The 21,736-nt window shown below is 45.4% G+C and carries 16 protein-coding genes and 1 CRISPR repeat array (1 of these 17 running past the window's edge); of the genes, 9 read left to right on the top strand and 7 right to left on the bottom strand.

Annotation, left to right across the window (positions count from 1 at the left end; all coding sequences use genetic code 11):
- Positions 1–910: direct repeats of the CRISPR family, unit length 29 nt; unit sequence GAGTTCCCCACACACGTGGGGATGAACCG; it reaches 1,254 nt to the left of the window's first position.
- Positions 911–979: 69 nt separating this feature from the next.
- The gene (locus tag V7O64_RS02680) at positions 980–3,199 is read right to left on the bottom strand and encodes a PAS domain S-box protein (RefSeq protein ID WP_407356494.1); all 2,220 of its coding nucleotides are present in this window, start codon (positions 3,197–3,199) and stop codon (positions 980–982) included.
- Positions 3,200–3,391: 192 nt separating this feature from the next.
- Complete coding sequence (locus V7O64_RS02675) at positions 3,392–4,717, bottom strand: M1 family aminopeptidase (RefSeq protein ID WP_407356493.1); 1,326 nt, start codon at positions 4,715–4,717, stop codon at positions 3,392–3,394.
- 280 nt (positions 4,718–4,997) lie between these two features.
- On the opposite strand from V7O64_RS02675, the gene V7O64_RS02670 reads away from it, so the two are divergent.
- Positions 4,998–6,299 carry a phenylacetate--CoA ligase family protein gene (locus tag V7O64_RS02670; protein WP_407356492.1) on the top strand — a complete coding sequence of 434 codons (1,302 nt, stop codon included), beginning with the start codon at positions 4,998–5,000 and terminating at the stop codon, positions 6,297–6,299.
- Positions 6,300–6,677: 378 nt separating this feature from the next.
- Positions 6,678–7,526 (top strand): methanogenesis marker 8 protein, encoded by an 849-nt coding sequence (locus V7O64_RS02665; protein WP_407356491.1) that lies wholly within the window; start codon positions 6,678–6,680, stop codon positions 7,524–7,526.
- Between the two features lie 124 nt (positions 7,527–7,650).
- Here V7O64_RS02665 and V7O64_RS02660 read toward each other — a convergent pair whose 3' ends face one another.
- Positions 7,651–8,067, bottom strand: coding sequence for a PaaI family thioesterase (locus tag V7O64_RS02660; protein ID WP_407356490.1), 417 nt, complete (start codon positions 8,065–8,067; stop codon positions 7,651–7,653).
- Between the two features lie 1,060 nt (positions 8,068–9,127).
- On the opposite strand from V7O64_RS02660, the gene V7O64_RS02655 reads away from it, so the two are divergent.
- Complete coding sequence (locus tag V7O64_RS02655) at positions 9,128–10,792, top strand: PAS domain-containing sensor histidine kinase (RefSeq protein WP_407356489.1); 1,665 nt, start codon at positions 9,128–9,130, stop codon at positions 10,790–10,792.
- Positions 10,793–10,806: 14 nt separating this feature from the next.
- On the opposite strand, the gene V7O64_RS02650 is transcribed toward V7O64_RS02655, so the two are convergent.
- The 3 genes from V7O64_RS02650 to V7O64_RS02640 all read right to left on the bottom strand — a co-directional run bounded on the left by V7O64_RS02650 (position 10,807) and on the right by V7O64_RS02640 (position 14,765).
- Positions 10,807–11,202: a Mov34/MPN/PAD-1 family protein gene (locus V7O64_RS02650; protein ID WP_407357370.1), complete on the bottom strand. Its 396-nt coding sequence runs from the start codon at positions 11,200–11,202 to the stop codon at positions 10,807–10,809.
- Between the two features lie 149 nt (positions 11,203–11,351).
- The gene (locus V7O64_RS02645) at positions 11,352–13,130 is read right to left on the bottom strand and encodes an ATP-binding protein (protein WP_407356488.1); all 1,779 of its coding nucleotides are present in this window, start codon (positions 13,128–13,130) and stop codon (positions 11,352–11,354) included.
- A gap of 204 nt (positions 13,131–13,334) precedes the next feature.
- A complete protein-coding gene (locus tag V7O64_RS02640; protein WP_407356487.1) occupies positions 13,335–14,765 on the bottom strand; it encodes a DUF92 domain-containing protein in 1,431 nt (476 codons plus the stop codon).
- Positions 14,766–15,235: 470 nt separating this feature from the next.
- On the opposite strand from V7O64_RS02640, the gene V7O64_RS02635 reads away from it, so the two are divergent.
- The 6 genes from V7O64_RS02635 (at position 15,236) to V7O64_RS02610 (ending at position 20,929) form a co-directional block, all read left to right on the top strand.
- Positions 15,236–15,790, top strand: a complete 555-nt coding sequence (locus V7O64_RS02635) for a helix-turn-helix domain-containing protein (protein WP_407356486.1) — start codon at positions 15,236–15,238, stop codon at positions 15,788–15,790.
- A gap of 9 nt (positions 15,791–15,799) precedes the next feature.
- On the top strand, positions 15,800–17,476 hold the full coding sequence (locus V7O64_RS02630; RefSeq protein WP_407356485.1) for an AMP-binding protein: 1,677 nt from the start codon (positions 15,800–15,802) through the stop codon (positions 17,474–17,476).
- A gap of 122 nt (positions 17,477–17,598) precedes the next feature.
- Positions 17,599–17,832 (top strand): ferredoxin family protein, encoded by a 234-nt coding sequence (locus V7O64_RS02625; protein WP_407356484.1) that lies wholly within the window; start codon positions 17,599–17,601, stop codon positions 17,830–17,832.
- Between the two features lie 15 nt (positions 17,833–17,847).
- The gene (locus V7O64_RS02620; protein ID WP_407356483.1) at positions 17,848–18,909 is read left to right on the top strand and encodes a 3-methyl-2-oxobutanoate dehydrogenase subunit VorB; all 1,062 of its coding nucleotides are present in this window, start codon (positions 17,848–17,850) and stop codon (positions 18,907–18,909) included.
- 2 nt (positions 18,910–18,911) lie between these two features.
- Positions 18,912–20,333, top strand: coding sequence for a 2-oxoacid:acceptor oxidoreductase family protein (locus V7O64_RS02615; protein WP_407356482.1), 1,422 nt, complete (start codon positions 18,912–18,914; stop codon positions 20,331–20,333).
- A gap of 203 nt (positions 20,334–20,536) precedes the next feature.
- Positions 20,537–20,929, top strand: a complete 393-nt coding sequence (locus V7O64_RS02610; RefSeq protein WP_407356481.1) for a thioredoxin family protein — start codon at positions 20,537–20,539, stop codon at positions 20,927–20,929.
- A gap of 61 nt (positions 20,930–20,990) precedes the next feature.
- Here the strand turns inward: V7O64_RS02610 and V7O64_RS02605 are convergent, their stop codons facing one another.
- Positions 20,991–21,656, bottom strand: coding sequence for a histidine phosphatase family protein (locus V7O64_RS02605; protein ID WP_407356480.1), 666 nt, complete (start codon positions 21,654–21,656; stop codon positions 20,991–20,993).
- Between the last annotated feature and the right edge of the window lie 80 nt (positions 21,657–21,736).

Below are 21,736 nucleotides of genomic sequence, written 5' to 3'. Positions count from 1 at the left end.
TATCACAACGAAACCCACAACAACAACGAGTTCCCCACACACGTGGGGATGAACCGGTACAGATTTATAGCAGCCTGCCTGCGTTCGTGAGTTCCCCACACACGTGGGGATGAACCGATCGTTTTGCTGTTGAACTGTTATTGGATGATGAGTTCCCCACACACGTGGGGATGAACCGAGATCACAGTCGATACTGCGAGGGAGATTATCGAGTTCCCCACACACGTGGGGATGAACCGGTAGGAGAGGAACTTGGGATTCACAAACCAGAGAGTTCCCCACACACGTGGGGATGAACCGGATCAGAGTACAGCTATGAGACAGGTGGTTATGAGTTCCCCACACACGTGGGGATGAACCGCTCCTCAGAGTCCATAGTTTTGTTTAGAACACGAGTTCCCCACACACGTGGGGATGAACCGACCATCCAAGGCCATCTTTTACTTGTTTTGGTGAGTTCCCCACACACGTGGGGATGAACCGGACCATAAACATGGTCCTTTTATCTTCCTTTTGAGTTCCCCACACACGTGGGGATGAACCGAGCCAGAGAACAGCCCTAAGAGATAATCTAATGAGTTCCCCACACACGTGGGGATGAACCGTCATTAAGTGAAATATCAGAAGGATTTAAAGAGAGTTCCCCACACACGTGGGGATGAACCGTGTTGTTTGTACATGAGCATTTTTAGCAGTAGGAGTTCCCCACACACGTGGGGATGAACCGATTTCGGGATTAGCATAGGGAAATTATCAACCGAGTTCCCCACACACGTGGGGATGAACCGGACGTGACCAGCTCGTTTAATGATCTCTTTTGGAGTTCCCCACACACGTGGGGATGAACCGGTATAAGAATAAGTGAAAAACACGGGGTCAACGAGTTCCCCACACACGTGGGGATGAACCGCCAGGTAGACTTATAAATCTAAAAACAGGAGTTCCCAGTCCTTTCAAATAAAACACACCACATTCCACATCAACCTTTCCTCACAGCCACCCAGAAAACGCTTCCCTGGCCCTGGGGGTTGTCGGTGACGCCGAAGTGGCCGGAGTGGAGTTCTATTATGCGTTTTACTATGGCAAGGCCAAGGCCGGTTCCTTTTATGCCTTTCTTGTCGGCGCGGTGGAAGCGGTCAAAAAGGAGGGGTTTATCCTGATCGGGGATGCCGATGCCGTTGTCGGCGATGCTGACCTTCCACATGTCGTTGTCATCGGAGAAGGTGATCCCTATCTTTGTTTTGGAGGGGCTGTATTTGATGGCATTTGAAAGGAGGTTTGCAAAGACCTCTTCTATAACAGGGTTCACCACGCAGATGCAGGATTCCATGCCGGAGAAAACTACCTCATGCTTTTTCTTTTCCAGCTGGGTTCTGAAGCTGTCTGTCACCATCCTGAACACAGGCACGATGTCCATCTTCTCAAAAACAATATCCTCTTCCTTCTGCAATTTGGCAAGCTTGGTAGCCGTCTCAAGCATTTCGATAAGCCTGTCATTGCTCTCGCTCACCTTCTCGGCAAGCATGCGGGCCTGCTCATCCTTCACAGCAAGCAGGAGCTCCTCGGTATATCCCTTGATAACGCTTGCAGGTGTCAGCAGGTCATGCCTTATGATATCTGTAAAGAGGTCCTTGAGCTCATTTGCCTCCTGAAGTTCCTCTGCATATCTTTTTAGCTTCTCCTCAGCCTTCTTTCTCTCGGTGATATCCTCTCCCGAACTGATCATACCGATACGTTCACCATTTTCATCCTCAAGAGGGACATCATGCCAGAATATAAGCCTCTCCTCACCGCTTTTTGTCAGCAGCAGGTTCTCAAAATACTGAGGCGGGTCCAGCTCCTTTGCCATGACCCTGAAAAAAGCTTCCCTTGTCATATTCCGCACGCTCTGGGGAAGGAAATCATCGAACCAGTTCTTTCCGATTATATCTTCCTTCGGATAGCCAAGGACTTCGGCCCCTCTCTTATTGACAAAGATTATCCTGGAATCCCTGTCAACTATACCTATAATGGAACCGACCACATCAAGGTAGTTCTCAAGCCTGTCCCTCTCTTTCTTAAGAAGTTCCTCACTGTGCTTCCTCTCACTTACATCCCTGATTATCAGAAGCCTGGCTTCCCTGCCTTCATGCTCTATCAGGGAAACATTCATCTCAACAGGTATTTCCCTGTTGCTCTTTGTGATCAGGTCTACACGGCAGATCAATTTCTCAGCAGGACATGTGCCTGCATTTCTGATCCATTCCATGAACTTTCCATGTTCATATGCCGGCATAAGCACAAGGCAGCTCTTATTAAGGACCTCCTCTGGTGAAAAACCCGTAATATCGTATATTTTCGAATTTACAAATGTCAGCTTACCATCCTGGATTATGATTATACCGTCATTTCCCTCTTCCACAATAGTGGAATACATATTCTCCGATTCCTGCAGTTTAGATTCGGTTATCTTTTCCCGGGAGATGTCCCTGGCCACGCATATCAATGCAGTTTCTTCCTCGCATCCAGGTTTTTCTTCAAGAGGCCTGCACCTAATGCTCAGGGGAATGATCTCCCCGTTCTTGCATCTGTGCTCGACCTCAAAAGTGACATGTCCTGCAGACAATGCCTGCTCCATTATCCCTGATAATTCAAATTCCTCCGGGATATTGGAAATCAGGTCGTTTATATTCATTTTAGCAAGCTCTTCTGTGGAATATCCCGTACAGTCCTTAAAGCCGTTGTTAAAATCAAGTATATTTCCATCCGCATCCAGAACAAAAATATGATCATCAAGTTTATTGCAGTAATTCTTGACCCTTTTCTCATTATATTTTAATTTTGACATCTCTTCCCATTTGCCAAGAACAATAGCAACAAGCCTGGAAATTTGCCGAAGCCTTATTTCATGGTTTTCATGGCCATGTATCTGGTCTGTATCTATCTTTATCTCGATGACACCTCTCTTTTCACCTTTTACGATAAGATCATCTGCCAGGACCGTACCCTGGCCTGTCCATGACGGATCACTCCAGCTGGAGCCAAGGCATGACATTCTGACAGCGACATTTTCGGTTTTTTGCAACTCGCAGAATAGCGATCTTATCCTGTCAGTCATCACTTTAACAGCATCATCCGCAGATGGCTGATCCAGGACGCCATCAACTACATCTGCCATGGTTTCAAGATAAAACCCATTGTTTTTGACATACTCTTTCATTTCCCACATTCCCCGTGAACAAATAAACTTAAAGTTGTCCGGACAGACACAAGCATGTAACGACAATTCCCACTTTCCTATTACTCTTATGTTCCTTTAAGTTATAAATATATCCGACAAAACTATATTTTAGGAACTTATTTATTTAAAAGCCTGAATAAAAAAGTCATTTGCAATGGCCCTGCTTCCTGTTCAGGCATACAGGTACATTTCAATGAAACTTATGTCCCGGTCCGAGACAGAATCAGCGATATTAAGATAATCAGCATTATCAATATCACTCTGCAAGGCAAGGAACTGCTGGTTCATATCCTGCAGCGTCTCAAGTCCCATGGTCTCATATATTGAGTATGTCAGGGCAAATGACTTCTTATAGCCAAAATCAACCTGTTTCTCATTAAAACCATCAAGGCTTGCCGGCGTACTCCAGTCAGAAAGCGGAAAATCATATTCTTCTTTCATGGTATCATATTTACCAAGGAACCTGTCACGCCTTGAGATGCCTTCCTCCGGTTCCATCTCTTCCAGGACAAGGTATGTGTAAAGATCGGCATAGCCTTCTTCCATCCACAACTGGTCAAAATTGCATGCTCTTGTCCAGTAGTGTGCCAGCTCATGGATCAGTATCCCATGGTTGGAAGTATAAAGCAGCCATATACCGCTGCTGCCCTGGTTGTACCCGCCATAACCACCTGTTTCAGTTATGTTTGCCTGTGTGATGGTGATATTATATTCAGGAGGATATGCAAATCCCCATTTCTCTTCCAGCAACACCAGGCTCTCAAGTGTTGTCTGCATCACACCCTGCGCCCAGGCTTCTTCCCCTTCCCAGTACCTTATCTGCACATCCACGTCCCTCTCGCTGAGAACAGCTGTGCCTTTAAGTGTAAGGCGCGGGGAAACCCTTACTGAATTGACAACACAGGACCTGTCCCATCTCTGTCCCTTCTCGAATTTATAGACGCTTGAATACATCCTTTCTTCTACTTCGTAGTCATCCCTGCTCAGGTACGTGTCAAAACCGGCAGGCACTTCAAGGATCACTTCTGTCCGCTGGCCATACTCGCTCAGGGAAAAAACAGCAGTATTCTTATTCGTCTCAAGCTCATACTCAATACGGAACGTGTAACTTTCCTCATACCAGACCTTCCGGTTAAAGTGGAATGTATGATATCCTTCCGATGTCCTGGAAAAGATGAGAGCCCGCTCACTGTCAAATGCCTCTACCTTCAATGCATTGTCAGGCAGGTAGTGGTTGAAACTGGAATAATATCCTCTCCAGTACCTGGTCTTACTGTCATTGTTATGGAAAGTTATCTCCTTGGAAACTTTAACGATCCCGTCCTCAGGGACCAGCGTGTAAGTGGAATTTATCTCGGTAATAACCTCTTCGCCGTCAGCTAATGCAATATGGGCAGTACACAGCAACAGAATAAAAAGAATTATCCCTGCACTTGCAGATAACCGGCGTTTTTCAGGATTTCCCATCACTATCAATTGTGATGTCTTGATGTACACTATTTAATGCGTTATGTCAGTGATATGGGATATATGTTCATAGAAATAACTAGAGTGTACATAAAAAGTGAATTATTCAGTCTAAATTATAAATTTATGTAGTGAATAGGGGTTATCCATGTACGTAAACGGGCCGGTTAAATGGTGACACACAGGGTCCTGATTTCCGGGCCCAGGCCAAAGGATTTCCAGAATTATGAGAGTACTGTTAGCATGCTTCATAATAGCAAACCATTTAAAGCTGTAGTCCTATGTGGAGATATTTTGCGGAGATGTTCCCATGAGATACTGGCAGCCAAAATATGAGACGATGAAAAAGGAAGAACTGGCCGAACTGCAATCAAAACGCTTGAAGAAGACGGCTGCAGCAGTCTATGAAAATGTTGCTTTTTACAGGGATAGGTTCAGGCAGCTTGGAATAGGTCCTGATGACATAGGATCAGTGGACGATATCAGCAAATTGCCCATGACAAGGAAGACAGACCTGAGGGACAACTATCCCTTCGGGCTTTTTGCCGTCCCGAAAAAGGATGTTGTAAGGATACACGCCTCCTCCGGAACCAGTGGGAAGCCAACAGTTGTCGGTTACACAAAAAACGACATTGAGACCTGGTCCGATCTTATGGCAAGGAACCTTACGATGGTGGGTCTGGATAATAATGATGTCTTCCAGAATGCTGTCAACTACGGACTTTTTACCGGTGGTCTTGGTTTCCACTACGGTGTGGAAAGGATTGGTGCCATGACCGTGCCCAGCGGTACTGGTAACACATGCAGGCAGCTTGAGATGATGATGGACTTCGGTGTCACTGCTGTGCACTGTACCCCCTCCTATGCCCTCTACCTCGCAGAGACTGCCAGGGAAATGGATATTGTGGACAAGCTTTCTCTCAGGGTCGGCTGTTTTGGTGCAGAACCCTGGTCATCCAACACAAGGAAACAGCTTGAGAATGCCCTCAACATCAAAGCTTATGATTCATATGGCCTTTCAGAGCTCATGGGCCCCGGCGTTGCTTTTGAATGTGAGGAACAGGATGGTCTTCACATATGGAGTGATCACTTCTTCGTGGAAGTACTCGATGAGAACGGTGAACAGGTTGCAGAAGGCGAAAAAGGTGAACTTGTGCTCACATCCCTTACAAAGGAAGCGCTGCCGATCATCAGGTACAGGACCGGTGACATAACAAGATTGCTTGAAAGTGAGTGTTCATGCGGCCGCACAACCCCCCGCATATCCAGGCTCCTTGGAAGGGCTGATGACATGCTCATCGTCAGGGGCATAAACGTCTTCCCTTCACAGATAGAGAATGTGATCGTGAACATCCCCGAGATCACAGAACATTTCCAGGTCATCCTTGACAGGAATGCAAAGATGCTTGATGAGATTACGGTAAAAGTGGAGCTGGAGGAAAATGCATTCACAGGAGAGCTGAAAGACCTTGCAGCCGTACGCAGACACGTGGAAAACGAGCTTAAGGGCGTGCTCAATATCAGGACAAACGTAGAGCTTGCAGAAAGGGGCACCATCCCGCGCACGGAAGGTAAATCCAAAAAGGTCATAGACAGAAGGAATGCTCTGTGAGATCGGAATTTTCCGGGCCAGCATAATCCTCATTTATCATCTGAAGACTTGCAGGCCATCGTATACGTTCTTCATCCATCGGTTTGTATCCGGGTGTATCTGCATTTTATCTGTGTGTGGATATACATAGATGTGCGTGGATGTGCGTAGAGTTTGCAGATAGGACCAGGTGAGAGCTCATTGACAGGGCCAGCGATGTTTTGCTGGTAAACTTAAAGAATGATCCCGGCATGGTCACTAAAAACTGCAAGTCACATTATTGCAATTTAAAGTATATGTAAGTCATATTAATTGCAATGTTACAGTAATATGCAGGTTACGATGATCTGCACGCTACATTAATTGCATGTTACGATAATCAAGGTAAAAGGTGAAAATATGCCTCATGTCATGGAAATACTGGGAAAGGCCAGGGTTGTTGTTAAAGACGGTGAAGTTGTAGAGGTCAGTGATCCCCTTATCAGCTGGTGCCCTATATTTGAGAAGGCCCGGGGTATCAGTGAGATCACAAAAGAGGAGATCAGGAAGAATATGGAATTCCGTATCAGGGATTTTGGTCTTTTCACAAGCAGGCGCCAACTTGATATGGACATCTTCGTAGGTTTCGGGGCTTCTGAGACTATGATGACAGGTCTTAACCGTGGTCTTCTTGACACTACCGTAACAGCCTGTGACGGTGCAGGAACCGTTATTTCGAATAACCCTCTTCTTGTCCAGGGCATGGGGGCCCGCATCTCCGGGCTTGTCGAGACCGAACCCATCGATGAGATAATCAATGGAATAAACCAAAGGGGCGGAATCGTCCTTGATCCGTCCACCGCAAGGATCGATCCTGTGGAAGGTGTCAGAAAAGCGGCAAAGATAGGTTATAAGAGGATTGCAGTAACAGTGGTCTTTCCCGATACTGCAAGGCAGCTCAGGGAACTTGAAGGTGAGATGGACCTTGAACTGACAATCATCGGTGCCCATGTAACGGGTATTGACAGGGAGTGCGCCACAGACCTGTTAAAATATACTGATATTGTCACAGGCTGTGCCTCAAAGAACATACGCGAACTTGTAAAACCCCTTGTCCAGGTAGGAAATGCTGTTCCTCTCTTCGGACTTACCCGCAGGGGGAAGGAACTGCTCCTTGAAAGGGCAAAAGAGGTCGATTCACCTCTGCTTGTAAGCTCTGCAACACTACCTTCATTACCTCAGGACAGGCAGCCAAAAGAGCTGGTCTGATCCGCCGTAATTTTTTTATTAATTTATTTATTTATTTATTAACTTATTAATTTACGTATTAGTTAATTTATTAATTTATGTATCTGCTTCCCTCTCTTTTTAACTATGGATCACCGGACCTGCTCTATTTTTCAGGGATTGCAAGCCTGTTCTTCTTCCGATAGCCCATGCCATTGAAAATAGCAACGATGTCTCCTTCTTCGTCAGTGATGTTCACTACATAGGTGGATATCTTCGGGTTTATTGACGTTTCAATGGCTTCTGCATATAATCTTCCTTCACTTACGGCTTTCACATAGGATATATCTGCATTGATGGCCACAGCCACAGTGCCGTGGGAATTGGACGCTGCTGCAAAGGCCATGTCTGCCAGTGTGAAGATGGCACCTCCGTGAACCGTACCCAGAACGTTAAGATGTCTTTTCTCGATCATCATCTCGGCTTTTGCGTATCCTTTTGATATAATGGTGAACTTCATACCTGAGTTTGAAGCAAAGTTTTGCTGTGAAAAATACCTTTTAATGTCATCTATGTTTTCCATGATTCTCCTCTTTATGTTTCTGATCTTCTTCTATTCTTCTTCTAACCTTCACTGTTTTTCTTATACTTATCTTTTATTGGTTTTTCGGCTCTGCAGAAATCCTTTCTTTATTAATAAACCACAGATGAATACGATACATTCACCTCCTACGCAGTTGAGTGCCTGTTAAACAACCGTTTAGCAGGTAACACAGATGCAAAATATCTGTGTGCATCAGCGTTTATGTGCGGTTCACAAATTATTGATAATAGGTTTTCTACAGAGCCGGTTTTTCTCTGATAGTTTTAGCTTTACACAAAAAAATATTATAAAACGATTAATCATGATAGATTCGGATAAACTATTTATAGGATGGGAGTTATTTTCCTACTAATAACACATGATCCAATGAAAACATGATATAATGTGCTGTTGGGTGCGACTCATACAGGTATTACACACAGGTTTCATGTTTTCACCTGCCCATGTAAAAACCTGTTTCCTTCCCCAAATCCACCTATGTCTTATATCTCACCTTGTACCACAGGTGATATGAACACAAAAGATGTACAAAAAGGGTATGATCGGGGTTGAGAAAAAAGCACAGAATGCTGCCCCGTACGTCAGGTCCCCCACATCTGAAGCAGTTTTTTTCTCTACTCCGCACCCATTGTACACACCGGAGAGTGGCATTTGCGCGTGGCATTTGAATGTGACATTTCTTCAGGCTGGCATTTTCTCAAATTCAATTCATCTATGGTTTAATTCTCTGTGATCTCTTTGAAGGCTTGCGGTTACAATTACAAACAGGTTCTGACAGAGAAAATCCTTCAACTAATCCTGATAATGCGATAGATGCATTTGCATATTAATTGTTTTGTCGTTATTCATCCCGTTCTCTCATTAGTAAACACAGAATTTTTGTATTGTGCATATGTGACTACGCCGGATGTATGAATTAGTTTATTATTCTTATAAAGAAGATTATGGATTAGTTATAAATATGATTAAATTATGTTCATTTATTAATTCATATTTCAGTTCAAAGAATATCCGGAGTTATAAAGAAGGGGTAGATTTCTTGCTAAACATTGATAAAAAGGCTGGAAGATCTGGCAGTTCACCGGAGTCTGACCATGTAGATATTGAGGATTCTTTAAAAAGAGAACTTTTCCAGAAGACAGCTCTTCTCTCAGGTTTGCTTCGTTCTGTCCCGGATCTTGTTTTTTTCAAGGATAAAGATGGTGTTTTCCTTTCCTGTAACGAGGTCTTCTCCCATTACGTAGGCAGGCCCATCAGTGAGATAGTAGGTAAAACAAGCCATGATATTTTTGACAGATCACGTGCGGATTTCTTTCGTTCCAATGACCGGAAGGTCCTGGATTCGGCATGTTCTTACAAAAGTGTGGAATGGATCGACCGTGCGGACGGACAAAAAGTACTGCTTGAAACCTTTAAAGCCCCTCTGTTCACAGAGGACAATGAACTTATCGGCATTGTCGGCGTTGCCCGTGATATTACCCAGCGCAAAGAGGCTGAGATGGAGCTTCAGGAAACAAAGAACGAACTTTTCCAGATAGTCAATGGAAGTCCTATCCCGTCATTTGTGATAAACAGTGATCATGATATCATTTACTGGAACAGGGCCTGTGAAAAGACAACAGGTATCAAGGCAAACGAGATTATAGGTACAAGGGATGCATGGATGGCCTTTTACAATGAAAAAAGGCCTGTTCTTGCAGATCTCATTGTTGATGACTCATTGAATGACATTGAGAGAATGTATGGTGAGAAAAAACTTACACCTTCATTCGTTGAAGGTGGTTACCAGGCTGAAGATTTTTTTCCTGCCATTGGGAAATGGATACTTTTCACCGCAGCTCCCATAAGGGATCACAATAACGGGATAATGGGGGCAATTGAGACCTTACAGGATATCAGTCTCTCAAAAGAGGCTGAACAGGCAATGCTTGAAGCAAGGATGCTTGCTGAGAACACATCCCGTACAAAGAGCGAATTCCTGTGCAATATGAATCACGAATTGCGTACACCTCTGAATCTGATATTAGGTTATGCCGATTTGCTCCTGGCCGAAGAGACCGGACAGCTCAATGATGAACAAAGGCATTTTACCGAGATAATCAGGTTTGCAGGCACCAGATTCCTTGATCTTGTAGATTCCCTGATAGACATTGCAGAGATCGAGGAGGGTAAAATGGAACTTGATCTCGATATGTTCTCCCTGCCTGCTACGATGAAGGATATCGAAAGGATGCTAAGTACCAATGCCCTGAAAAAGGGCGTTAAGCTGGAATTCAACATTGATTCCCGGACAAATATCATTTATGCTGATAAATCCAAGATAAAAACAATACTTCATCACCTGGTAAGCAACGGGATCAAATTTACGCCTGCAGGCGGAACTGTAAGTGTGAATGCAAAGCAGCATGATGAAAAAGACCTTCACATGCTTGTCCGGGATACGGGTATAGGCATCTCGCAAGAGAACCAGAAGAACCTCTACAATGCATTTGTCCAGCTGGACTGGTCCCTGAATCGTAAGTTCAGCGGAACAGGACTTGGGTTAAGCATAGTCAAGAAATTCGTGGAGGTACATGGCGGAAGCATATCCCTTCAAAGCAATCCGGGTAAAGGAAGCGTTTTTGAGATAATGATCCCGATTTCATACCCGGAATCTGTTACTTATCCGGATAACATCTGCAATATGACAGAATTTACTGAATGATGAAAGGTATCCGTTCAAAGCAATTCTTCATCCTCTATTTCCACATCAAGCACATCCAGGGAGATCTCTTCTCCTCTGCCGTTGAAGCATTTCCAGTTTCCCGGGCCATACGGATGACCAGCTATGATATGATGGCTTCCGGTCTTGCTGAAAAGCCGAAGATCAGCCTTTGATGGCCGGATAACAGAACCTGGATGGCTATGGACCGAACCGACTGCCGATATGTTTGGCATCATGAATAACCTTAGGGTTGCACTCACTTCACTTGATTCGGTACCGGGAAGGATAAGGATATCCGTTATTATCCCATCCTTTGCCTGCAAAAGGCCTGCAAACTCCAGCGGATACGTAGACTTGCTTACCTGGAGTATAAAGTCCAGTGTCTCCCTTGCAATACCTTTTATCTGCACACTCATCCTGTTGTCTTATTCATGCAGAGCATATAAATATTTGGAATATTGGCTCTGCAGAACTCCTTTCTTTATTGATAATAGGTTTTCTTCAGAGCCGGAATATTTGATCTGACAGTTGATTATGATTTTGTGTACAGGTCAAAAAGCTATACGTGAGCCTGCAAAAATTCAGCTGTATTGTTATTCCCTGGAAGGAAAATATGGACAACTGTTCCCTTTTTCCCGTTATTTCCTATCCATATACGGCCACCATGCGCATCAACTATCTTCTTAGCTATGTGCAGGCCAATTCCCGTACCTCCGTAACGACGGGTCGAAGAGCCGTCTACCTGATAGAAAACATTAAAAATATCTTCAATATTCTCTTCCGGTATGCCAATCCCGTTGTCCCTTACTTCCAGTTTGATGCCATCATCTTTTTCAAAACAGCGAATAGTTATCTTCCCTTCCTGGGGTGTGAACTTGATGGCATTATCTATAAGTTTATACAGTAATTGCGGGAGGAAAACAACATCCCCTCTGATCATGGGAAGTTCGTCGATTATCTCTTTGCTTATCTCTATATTCTTCTTCTGAGCATCGAACAAATAATGCTGTATTGCATTGTCGATGACATTCTTCATCTGTATCTTTTCAAAATGATAGTGGGTCTTTCCCGCAAGCACACTTCCCATATATAAGAGCGAATCTATAAGTGACCCAAGTTTTTTTGAATTTTGGGCAATAGCACTTAGCGATTTCTTTTGCTTTTGGTTCAAAGGTCCGATTTCCTCTTCAAGGAGTATGTCACTGTAACCCTGGATCGGATAGAGCGGCGTTCTTAGCTCATGGCTCAGGTTGGATATGAACTCATCTTTCATGATCTCCACTTTCTTGAGGTCATTGTAGGCTTTTTCAAGTCTCTGATTGCGTTCATTAAGCTTTATCTCTATTTCTTTTTGTCCCAGGGCACTCCCCATTGTGTTTGCAACCGTTGAGAGAATGGTCACATCCTCCATGCTCCATTCACCTGTTTCAGTTACATCATCAAGTCCCACAAAACCTGCAACCTTTCCAAAGATATGCAACGGGAGAACAAGAACGGAATTTATATCCTGCATTTCAAGTATCTCTTTTTCTGCTGCAGCTTCAGCTGGCATTGAAGAGACTTCCTTTACATGTATTATCTCTCCGTGGTTAAGCTTGGCCATCCACCAGGGGAACATGTCCAGCGGCAGGTCCTGAAGGACATCTTTCTGAGGTTCCACTTCCCCTGCACACCATTCGTGTGTGTTGCTCATGGTCTCACTGTCATAATCAAAGCGGAAAAGATATGCACGGCTTGCACCAGTGACCTCTCCGGTTCTCTGAAGGGAGCTAACGATGGCCTCATCAACATTCTCCGGTGCGACCAGTATTGAGGAAATGAAAGATATCGCACCTGCTATCTTCATCTGCCTCTGAAAACGGACCTGTGATCCGTTCTCATTCATTTCATCGCAGAACATTCCTTTTTGTTCAAAGGAAAAGGTAAGGTCTTCAATATACCAGGCAAAGCCCTTGAAAGACCCGTCATCAAGATCGATCTCTGCTCTTTTGCATCGGATCTGTTTTTCAAGATTCAGTTTTGTGTTCCACCTGCATGTGAATTCATCAGCTGGATAATCTGCATGTGCCATATCCATCCTGTTATTTTCGTCATCCTTAAGGGAACAGCACAGGACATCTTCCATGGGCAGGCCGTAGAGATCTTCATTTTGAAATCCCATGATAGCTGAGAAAGCAGGATTACAATACTCTATACAGTAATCACTATTTGTCAGCAGGACACCAACAGGCATTTCCCTGAATACAGTTATGCACTTATGCTTGGTAGAAACAGATTTGCCTTCCTGTATATCACAGGAGATCATATTAACCTTTCCAGCCTCTTTCTCAAAATACATGATTCCTCAAATGGGTTAATTGGCAGACTGAGAAGGAACATGCGGACCTTCAATCAGTAGATCTTAGTAGATTTTATATTTATCTTCATTATATTAAAATGTTTTTAAAAAATCATTTTCTATGGTTCTTATATCGGTGTTTGTCCTATGGCAATCTGTCAATGAGGTCACACGCATCGGTTCACCTCCCGCATTGCTTGCAGTTCATGCCAGCAGCAGGTACAGGGCACCTGCAATGATCGCACCTGCAAAAGTTGCCACAAAATTGACCCCGCTGTTTGAGAGCAAACCACGTTTCTGTAAGGTCGCGCCAAGAAGACTGTCCACATTCGTACCCAGGAATCCTCCGGTTGTGGTAATGAACAGTGCAAGGAACACTGCATCCACTTTTCCGAAAAGTACCGCAAGCAGGCCAATGACCATTGAGCCCAGAAGTGAAGCCAGTTCCCCCAGTACTGTCACAGCCCCGTCAACGCCTGCTTGTGTGGGCTTGAGTGTGGTGATCATTATTGGCTGTGAGTGTGCAGTAGTGCCTATCTCACTTGCAAGGGTGTCCCCGGTTGCCGTTGCAACGGTTCCAAGATAGGCAAATATTATCAGTTCTGCATGCTGGGGATAAATTCCGTAGAGTATCGCAAGTACCAGGGCAGCGGTACTGTTACTGAAGACATTCTCATAACTTCGCATCCCTCCTTTGGACTGGGCAAGGCCAATGGACTCCTTGTATCCGTATTTGTACCTGGTAAAGATCCCACCAAGGATGAAGAATGTAAGCAGGAGTATGAACCAGAAAAGCTCACTGAAAACAATTATAAGCACACCCAGAAGTGCTGCGCTGAAAAGAGCGGAAAGGTCAGCTATCTTTGTCCTGTATGCAAGGTATCCCAGGATCAGGGAGAATACAAGGGCCACAAACATTTGTTGCGGAGGCACTGAATAACCAAAAGAGCTGAACAGCCACATAGACATCCCCGAACCCAGTGGAACAGAGAGGTTGTTATCTATGCGTGACGGGATCGATTCAAAGAGTGCTCCTGTTATCGATCCAATCACAGCTATGAAAAATATCATATTGGGGCTGACAGCTCCCTCCTGCCAGTAAAGAAGCCAGTTGCCTGCAATGTACGCTGTTATTATTCCAACTGCCAGAAGCACGATGCTTGAAGGAAGCAGGTAACCTTCGTGAGCACCTGTTCTTACAGGTTCACTGCGAAGGGATTGCAGTTTCTTCCGGTGCCTGATGAAATTTGCGGAACTGGTACCGAAGGTCGATATTGCGATGGCGCCTGCGATAACATAAAGAGGGAACCTGTAAGGCGTGAATTCAAGTAATGAGCTTATAAGCAGCAGTATAAAGACAGCAAAAGCAAGGTTCTTTGCACTTCTCAGGCCTTCATTGGCAGTGGATGTAAGCATTGCACGGGACCCTGGAAGTGGTTTTTTGTACAGGTATCTGCAGACGCGTGAGTCCTCCGGAAGAAAGCTCAGGCCCATGATTATCAGAAAACTCAGCAATAACAGTATCTCAGGACCTATAAAGGGGAAAAGGAGTATGAGAAAGCCAAATGCAGCATGAAGTAATTGCCTTCTGTATTCATGTTCCATCCTCTCAAACGATCCCAGAATGCCTTCCATATTAATCGGTTGTATTTTTTATATGTAGGACATCACTAAACTATATATTGATAATGATTAAATCAGTATTATTCTATTAATATATTAATATATTTTTCTAATATTAAATAAAATAATTATAACATCCTTGTGAATCTGATGCTTTCTCATAATGCTTCATGTCTCTTCCTAACTCTTCCTAACCCTTCATGACTTTTCATGACTTTTCATGGCTCTTTGACTCTTCGACCCTTCGACTCTTCCATTCTTTTATGATCGGCATTCCCTTTCCATGTCATGTCTATGCATGACACTGTCAAAACAAATATATTAAAATAATAGTAATCCTTTAAAACCACAGACCCATCTGGAAAAGACCGGGAATTGACCATACGGCAGGATGTTTCGCTGTTGTTCCTGGCATATGCCAAAGTCCATATCGTTCTATCCGGATGATCGTGATAAGATCATTATTTTATGAAGGTGTCCCTATGCAGGAAAAGATCAAGGAAATCGCAGCTCGTGTTAAGGAATTACGTGAAATTTCAGATACTTCCGTTGAGGACATGGCTAAAGCACTGGCCCTGCCCGCTGAAAAATATTCCGGTTATGAGAATGGTGAAGACGATATACCCGTAAGCATTCTCTTTGAGATAGCCCGCAACCTTAATGTTGACATGTCCGAACTGCTTACAGGTGAAGCTCCAAGGATGCATGTGTTCACTGTCACCCGTAAGGACAAAGGGATAAGTGCCCAGCGTCGCAAGGAATATAAGTACCAGAGCATTGCAGCAAATTTCGTTCACAAAAAGGCAGAGCCCTTTGTCGTGAGAGTGGACCCTAAGCCGGAAGGTACGCAGGTCTCAATGAATTCCCATCCGGGACAGGAGTTCGATTATGTCCTTGAAGGGACCCTTAAAGTGATCATCCACAACAATGAGATAATCCTTGAGGAAGGGGATTCCATTTTCTTCGATTCTAACTATGCACACGGGATGCAGGCAGTTGGTGCAATACCTGCAAAGTTCCTGGCAGTTATATTATAAGGAGGCATTATGACTTCATTACTCGAAAAATATGTTCCACGTGTTGAATATGGATCCTATGAGGATTTCAAGGAGAACTTCAGGATCAATGTTCCTGATAATTTCAACTTCGCTTACGATGTGGTGGATGTTTATGCTGCAGAGCAGCCGGATAAGAAGGCACTTATCTGGTGTGATGACAATGGTGAAGAGAGGATATTCACATTCAAAGACCTGGCAGAATATAGCAAAAAGACCGCAAGCATGCTCAGAAGCCTCGGGATAAGGAAAGGCGACAATGTAATGCTCATGCTCAAGAGCAGGTATGAGTTCTGGTTCTGTGTGCTGGCCCTTCACAGGATAGGTGCCATCGCAGTTCCTGCAACTCACATGCTAACGAAGAAGGACATCGTTTACAGGGTGGAACGCGCTATTATCAATACGGTGATCTGCGCACCTGATGACAGTGTCCTCAATTATGTTGACGAGGCTTATGAAGATGTCAGTGGCATACTGAAGAATCGTCTTGTCATCGGTCTGGAAAGGCCGGGCTGGCTTGAGTTCACCGCAGAGATGGAAAAGGCCCCTGAGGATTTCCCCCGCCCCGCCGGTCAGGATGCTACCACCAACGATGATATCCTGCTTAACTATTTCTCATCCGGGACAACCGGTCTCCCTAAGATGGTGCAGCACAATTTCGTATATCCTCTTGCCCATATCATCACTGCCAAATACTGGCAGAACGTAACCGATGACGGACTTCACTACACTGTTGCAGACTCCGGCTGGGCTAAATGTGTCTGGGGCAAGATATACGGTCAGTGGCTGGCCGGAAGTGCCGTTTTTGTCTATGATTATGAGAAGTTCAGTGCCGACAGGATGCTTGAGAACGCCGTAAAATACGGTGTGACCACATTCTGTGCCCCACCGACGATCTACAGGTTCCTTATCAGAGAAGACCTGAGCAAATATGACTTCAGTAAACTCAGGTACTGTGTAACGGCAGGAGAACCATTGAACCCTGAAGTATACGAACAGTTCTACCGGATAACAGGTCTGAAGCTCATGGAAGGTTTCGGCCAGACAGAGACTGTGGTATCCATTGCCACATATCCGTGGATCAAGCCAAAACCCGGTTCCATGGGAAAGCCTTCACCGGAGTATGATATTCTGCTTCTGAATGCCGAAGGGAAACCATGTGAAGTGGGAGAGGAAGGTGAGATCGTCATAGACACAAGCTTCGGGAATCCGCCGGGGATATTTACCGGATACCGCTCTGATGAGCAACTAACTGCCAGGGTGTGGCATGACGGGTTTTACCACACCGGTGACATGGCATGGATGGATGAGGATGGCTATTTCTGGTTCGTTGGCCGGGCCGATGATATCATCAAGACGTCCGGTTATCGTGTCGGGCCTTTTGAAGTTGAGAGTGCTCTGATAGAACATCCTGCTGTACTGGAATGTGCGATCACGGGTGTGCCTGACCCGGTAAGGGGACAGGTCATAAAAGCCACGATCGTGCTCACAAAGGAGTACAAGGCCGGTGAGGAGCTGAAAAAAGAGCTTCAGGACCATGTTAAGAAGGTAACGGCCCCTTACAAGTACCCGCGTGTCGTTGAGTTCGTACCGGAACTTCCAAAGACCATCAGCGGTAAGATAAGACGTGTGGAAATACGTGACCACGATATGGAAAGCAGGCAGTAGCCTCTTTTTCCTATCTTCGGACAGGGTTTTGGACCAAAAGGTAAATAGGCAGTTATTGCCTCTAAGGTCTATTCCCGGTTCCGGGATATTATTTTTATCGATCTAAAATGAGGAATTACATTATGTCAGGCAAGAAAGAACCGTATCCGGTCATCAATATAATTGAATGTAAAGCCTGCGGGCGCTGTATCACAGCGTGCCCGAAAAGTGTCCTGGGTATGAGCACTGCGCTCAATGAGAGAGGATACCACTATATAGAGTATGCAGGTGAGGGCTGCACAGGTTGTGCCAACTGCTACTATACCTGTCCCGAACCCCTTGCCATAGAGATACACATTCCGCTAAAGGATGAATGAGCTTAAGGTGATAACATGGCAACACAACTAGTAAAAGGGAACACAGCAGCTGTTATCGGCGCATTGTATGCCGGATGTGACTGTTATTTCGGTTATCCTATTACCCCTGCAAGTGAGATATTGCAGGAAGCTTCCAGATATTTCCCGATCCTTGGAAGGAAGTTCGTACAGGCAGAATCAGAAGAATCTGCCATCAATATGGTCTACGGGGCAGCGTCAGCAGGCCACAGGGTCATGACAGCATCATCAGGTCCTGGTATCAGCCTGAAACAGGAAGGTTTGTCCTACCTTGCAGGTGCCGAACTTCCCTGCGTTATAGTCGATATCATGAGAGCAGGTCCGGGTCTTGGTAATATTGGTCCTGAACAGGGTGATTACACTCAGGTTGTAAAGGGCGGAGGTCATGGCAATTACAGGAACATAGTGCTGGCCCCCAACTCTGTGCAGGAGATGTGCGACATGGTCATACAGGGATTTGAACTTGCTTTTAAGTACCGCAATCCTGTTGTGGTGCTGGCTGACGGGGTGCTTGGCCAGATGGTGGAGTCCCTCCAGTTCCCCGAGGTTGCAGTAATGCCGGAAATAGATACTGAATGGGCTGTGAGTGGTACGCCACAGACCCGGAAGAATCTGGTATCCTCCATTTTCCTGGACTTTAACCAGCTTGAGGAGTTCAACTATGAGCTTCAGGAGAAGTATGAGACCATAAAGGAAGAAGAGGTTGCTTACGAAGATCATATGACAAAGGATGCTTCCATCATCCTCGTTTCGTATGGTATCAGCAGTCGTATATGCAGGTCGGCCGTTGACCAGGCAAGGAAGGAAGGTATCAAGGTGGGTCTTTTCAGACCAAAGACACTCTTTCCCTTCCCTGCCAGGGAACTGAAGGCCATTGCAGCTTCAAGGGAGTGTACTTTCGTCTCTGTGGAGATGAGCAACGGGCAGATGCTTGAGGATATAAGGCTTGCAATTGAGTGCAGCCGGCCCACAGAGCTTGTATCCCGCATGGGCGGTAATCTGATAACGATGGACCAGGTTCTGGAAAAGATCAGAAAGATAGCTGCACAGGAGGAATGAAGATGGCAGAAAGGATAATTGCAAGCAAAGGTCTGTATAAGGAGTTCTCCCGTAAGGGAGGGGCAGCACCTACAGCCACTCATTATTGCCCTGGATGCGGGCATGGCATCATCCACAAACTGATGGGGGAAGCAATGCACGATCTTGATATACAGGATCGCAGTGTCATGATAAGCCCGGTGGGTTGTGCGGTATTTGCATATTACTACTTTGATTGCGGCAATCTCCAGGTAGCACATGGCCGTGCACCTGCTGTCGGGACCGGCGTTTCAAGAGCAGAGGATAATGCGGTTGTTATTGCCTATCAGGGTGATGGGGACCTTGCTTCCATCGGCCTGAATGAGACACTCCAGGCAGCTAACCGTGGTGAGAAGATGGCGGTCTTTTTCGTCAACAACACCGTTTACGGAATGACCGGCGGCCAGATGGCACCAACCACGCTTATCGGGGAGAGGACGGTCACCTGTCCGCAGGGAAGGGATCCTGGCTATGACGGATATCCGCTGCACATGTGTGAGCTTATAAATAACCTCAGGGCCCCGGTCTTTATAGAAAGGGTTTCCATATCCGATATATCCCACATAAGAAAGGCACGCAAGGCCATCCGCAGAGCACTTGAGATACAGCGCGACGGAAAAGGGTATGCATTCATTGAGATCCTTTCAACCTGTCCCACAAACCTTGGCCAGAATGCAGAACAGAGCACGATGTTTGTGAACGAGCAGATGGAGAAGGAATTCCCGCTGGGCAATTTCAGGGACCTGGCCGACCAGACCGAGCCCCTATGCCGTGGTGATAGCGTCTTTGAAAAGAAGGCCATCGATGAACTGTTCAACCTGGAGACCGGTTCATCACCTGATGCAGTGCTGGATCCTTCTTTCCCGGAAGTACAGATAAAGGCCGCAGGATTCGGAGGCCAGGGCGTCCTCAGCATGGGGCTTACCCTTGCACATGCAGGGTGTGTTGCTCAGCGCTTTGTTTCATGGTATCCTTCATACGGTCCTGAACAGAGAGGCGGGACATCTAACTGTTCAGTGGTGATATCAGGTGAGTCCATCGGTTCTCCGGTTGTGCAAGACTCTGATGTTCTGGTGGCAATGAACCGGCCTTCCCTGGAAAAGTTCGCAGCTGATGTCAAAAAAGGTGGTTACATCCTCTACGATTCCACCATAGGTGAATGTTCTATCCCTGAAGGTGTGACCGGTATTGCAGTACCTGCTATCAGGATAGCCGGGGATGCAGGCTCTGAGAAGGCTGCAAACACTGCCATGCTGGGAGTCATCCTTGCCCTTGGCATAACAGGGCTTAGTCCGGAAAATTTCAAAGCAGCACTGAGTGCAACATTCTCCGGGAAACCCAAGCTCATCCCGCTTAACCATGCTGTGCTTGAGGCAGCAGTTTTGTGGGCCAAGGATAATATGTGAACTAAGTGCTCACTGCCTGACAGGAAGCCGTATCTGAGAGAAAAACACATAAACGGCAGAAGGGATGAACACGGAACACAGGCTTTAATGCCTGTGATTTTTCTTTATTCACAAGTCACATTTTAATATGTTCATACCTTTATCTCTATTGTAACTTAATACAGCTTTATCTATATTTTAACATAAAACAGGGAGCGGTAAAAATGACTGAAAGCAATGTAATTGAGGCAAACGATTCAAACTGGGATGAACTCCTTAAGAATCAGGAAAAACCCATGGTAGTCATGTTCTATCTTCCTTCATGCACCCATTGCAAGGAAATAGAACCATATTTCATAGAATACTCAAAGGAGTTCCATGGCAATTGCACATTTGTAATGATGAATGGATTGTTAAGCCCCATGACTGCAAGAAAATATGGGGTCAGGGGAACTCCTACTTTCAAATTCTTCTGCAAAGGCAGGTCCATCAAGGAAGAAGTGGGACTTGTCTATCCTTCCATACTCAGGAAATCAATTGAGGAGCTCATAAAACATGGAGATGAATGTGTCCTTCACACCTCTCCCATGCCCGATGAAATTTCACCATATGAATGAACAGGATATTGAAAAAGGGTCTGGTGCGGGGTCTGGTTCTGAAAGGCCCCACTTCCCGGTTTCATTGTTCACTGATGAACTTACCCTTAACGAACCTGTAATATAGTGGCTTACCTGTTGCGATCTCAAGCTTTGGGATATCCTCATCGCTGATATTCTCAATGTATTTGACCATGGAGCGCAGACTGTTGCCATGCGCAACAACTATCGTGTTCCTCCTTTCTTCAAGTTGTGGGAGGATCCTATCCTTAAAATAGGGAACAACGCGCTCATAGGTGTCCCTGAGGCTTTCCCCGCCCGGGGGTCTTACTTCATAGCTCCTTCTCCAGAGGAATACCTGTTCCTCTCCATAGGTCTTTTTTGCTTCCTGCTTGTTCTTCCCCTGAAGTTTACCATAGAAGCGCTCGTTAAGTGCCTCACTGGAATGGATCGGCATCTCCGACTCATCGAACCTGCCAGGATGATATGACCACTCATCCCTCTTTCTGTTATCATGCAGGAAGATACCGGTCTTCTTCTGCTTTGCAAGTATCAGCAGGAGGGTTTCCTGTGCACGGGTAAGCTTTGATGTGAAAGCAACGTCCAGCTCCACACTCTTAAGCTCCTCTGCACAGTCTGTAGCCTCTTTGATCCCCTTCTCGCTCAGGGGTACATCCACCCACCCTGCAAACCTGTTCTCAAGGTTCCATCGTGATTGCCCGTGTCTTACAAGTATCAGATAGTTCATTCCAAAACCCCATTTTACCGGAATCTCATCACTTTCTTTGTGTCCGGATAATATTTTAGTATCACTGGTACACTATATAA

Source organism: Methanolobus sp. WCC5, from assembly GCF_045690325.1.
Lineage (GTDB): Archaea > Halobacteriota > Methanosarcinia > Methanosarcinales > Methanosarcinaceae > Methanolobus.
The sequence above is the reverse complement of the archived record's forward strand: the minus strand, read 5'-3'. Positions and strand labels throughout refer to the sequence as shown.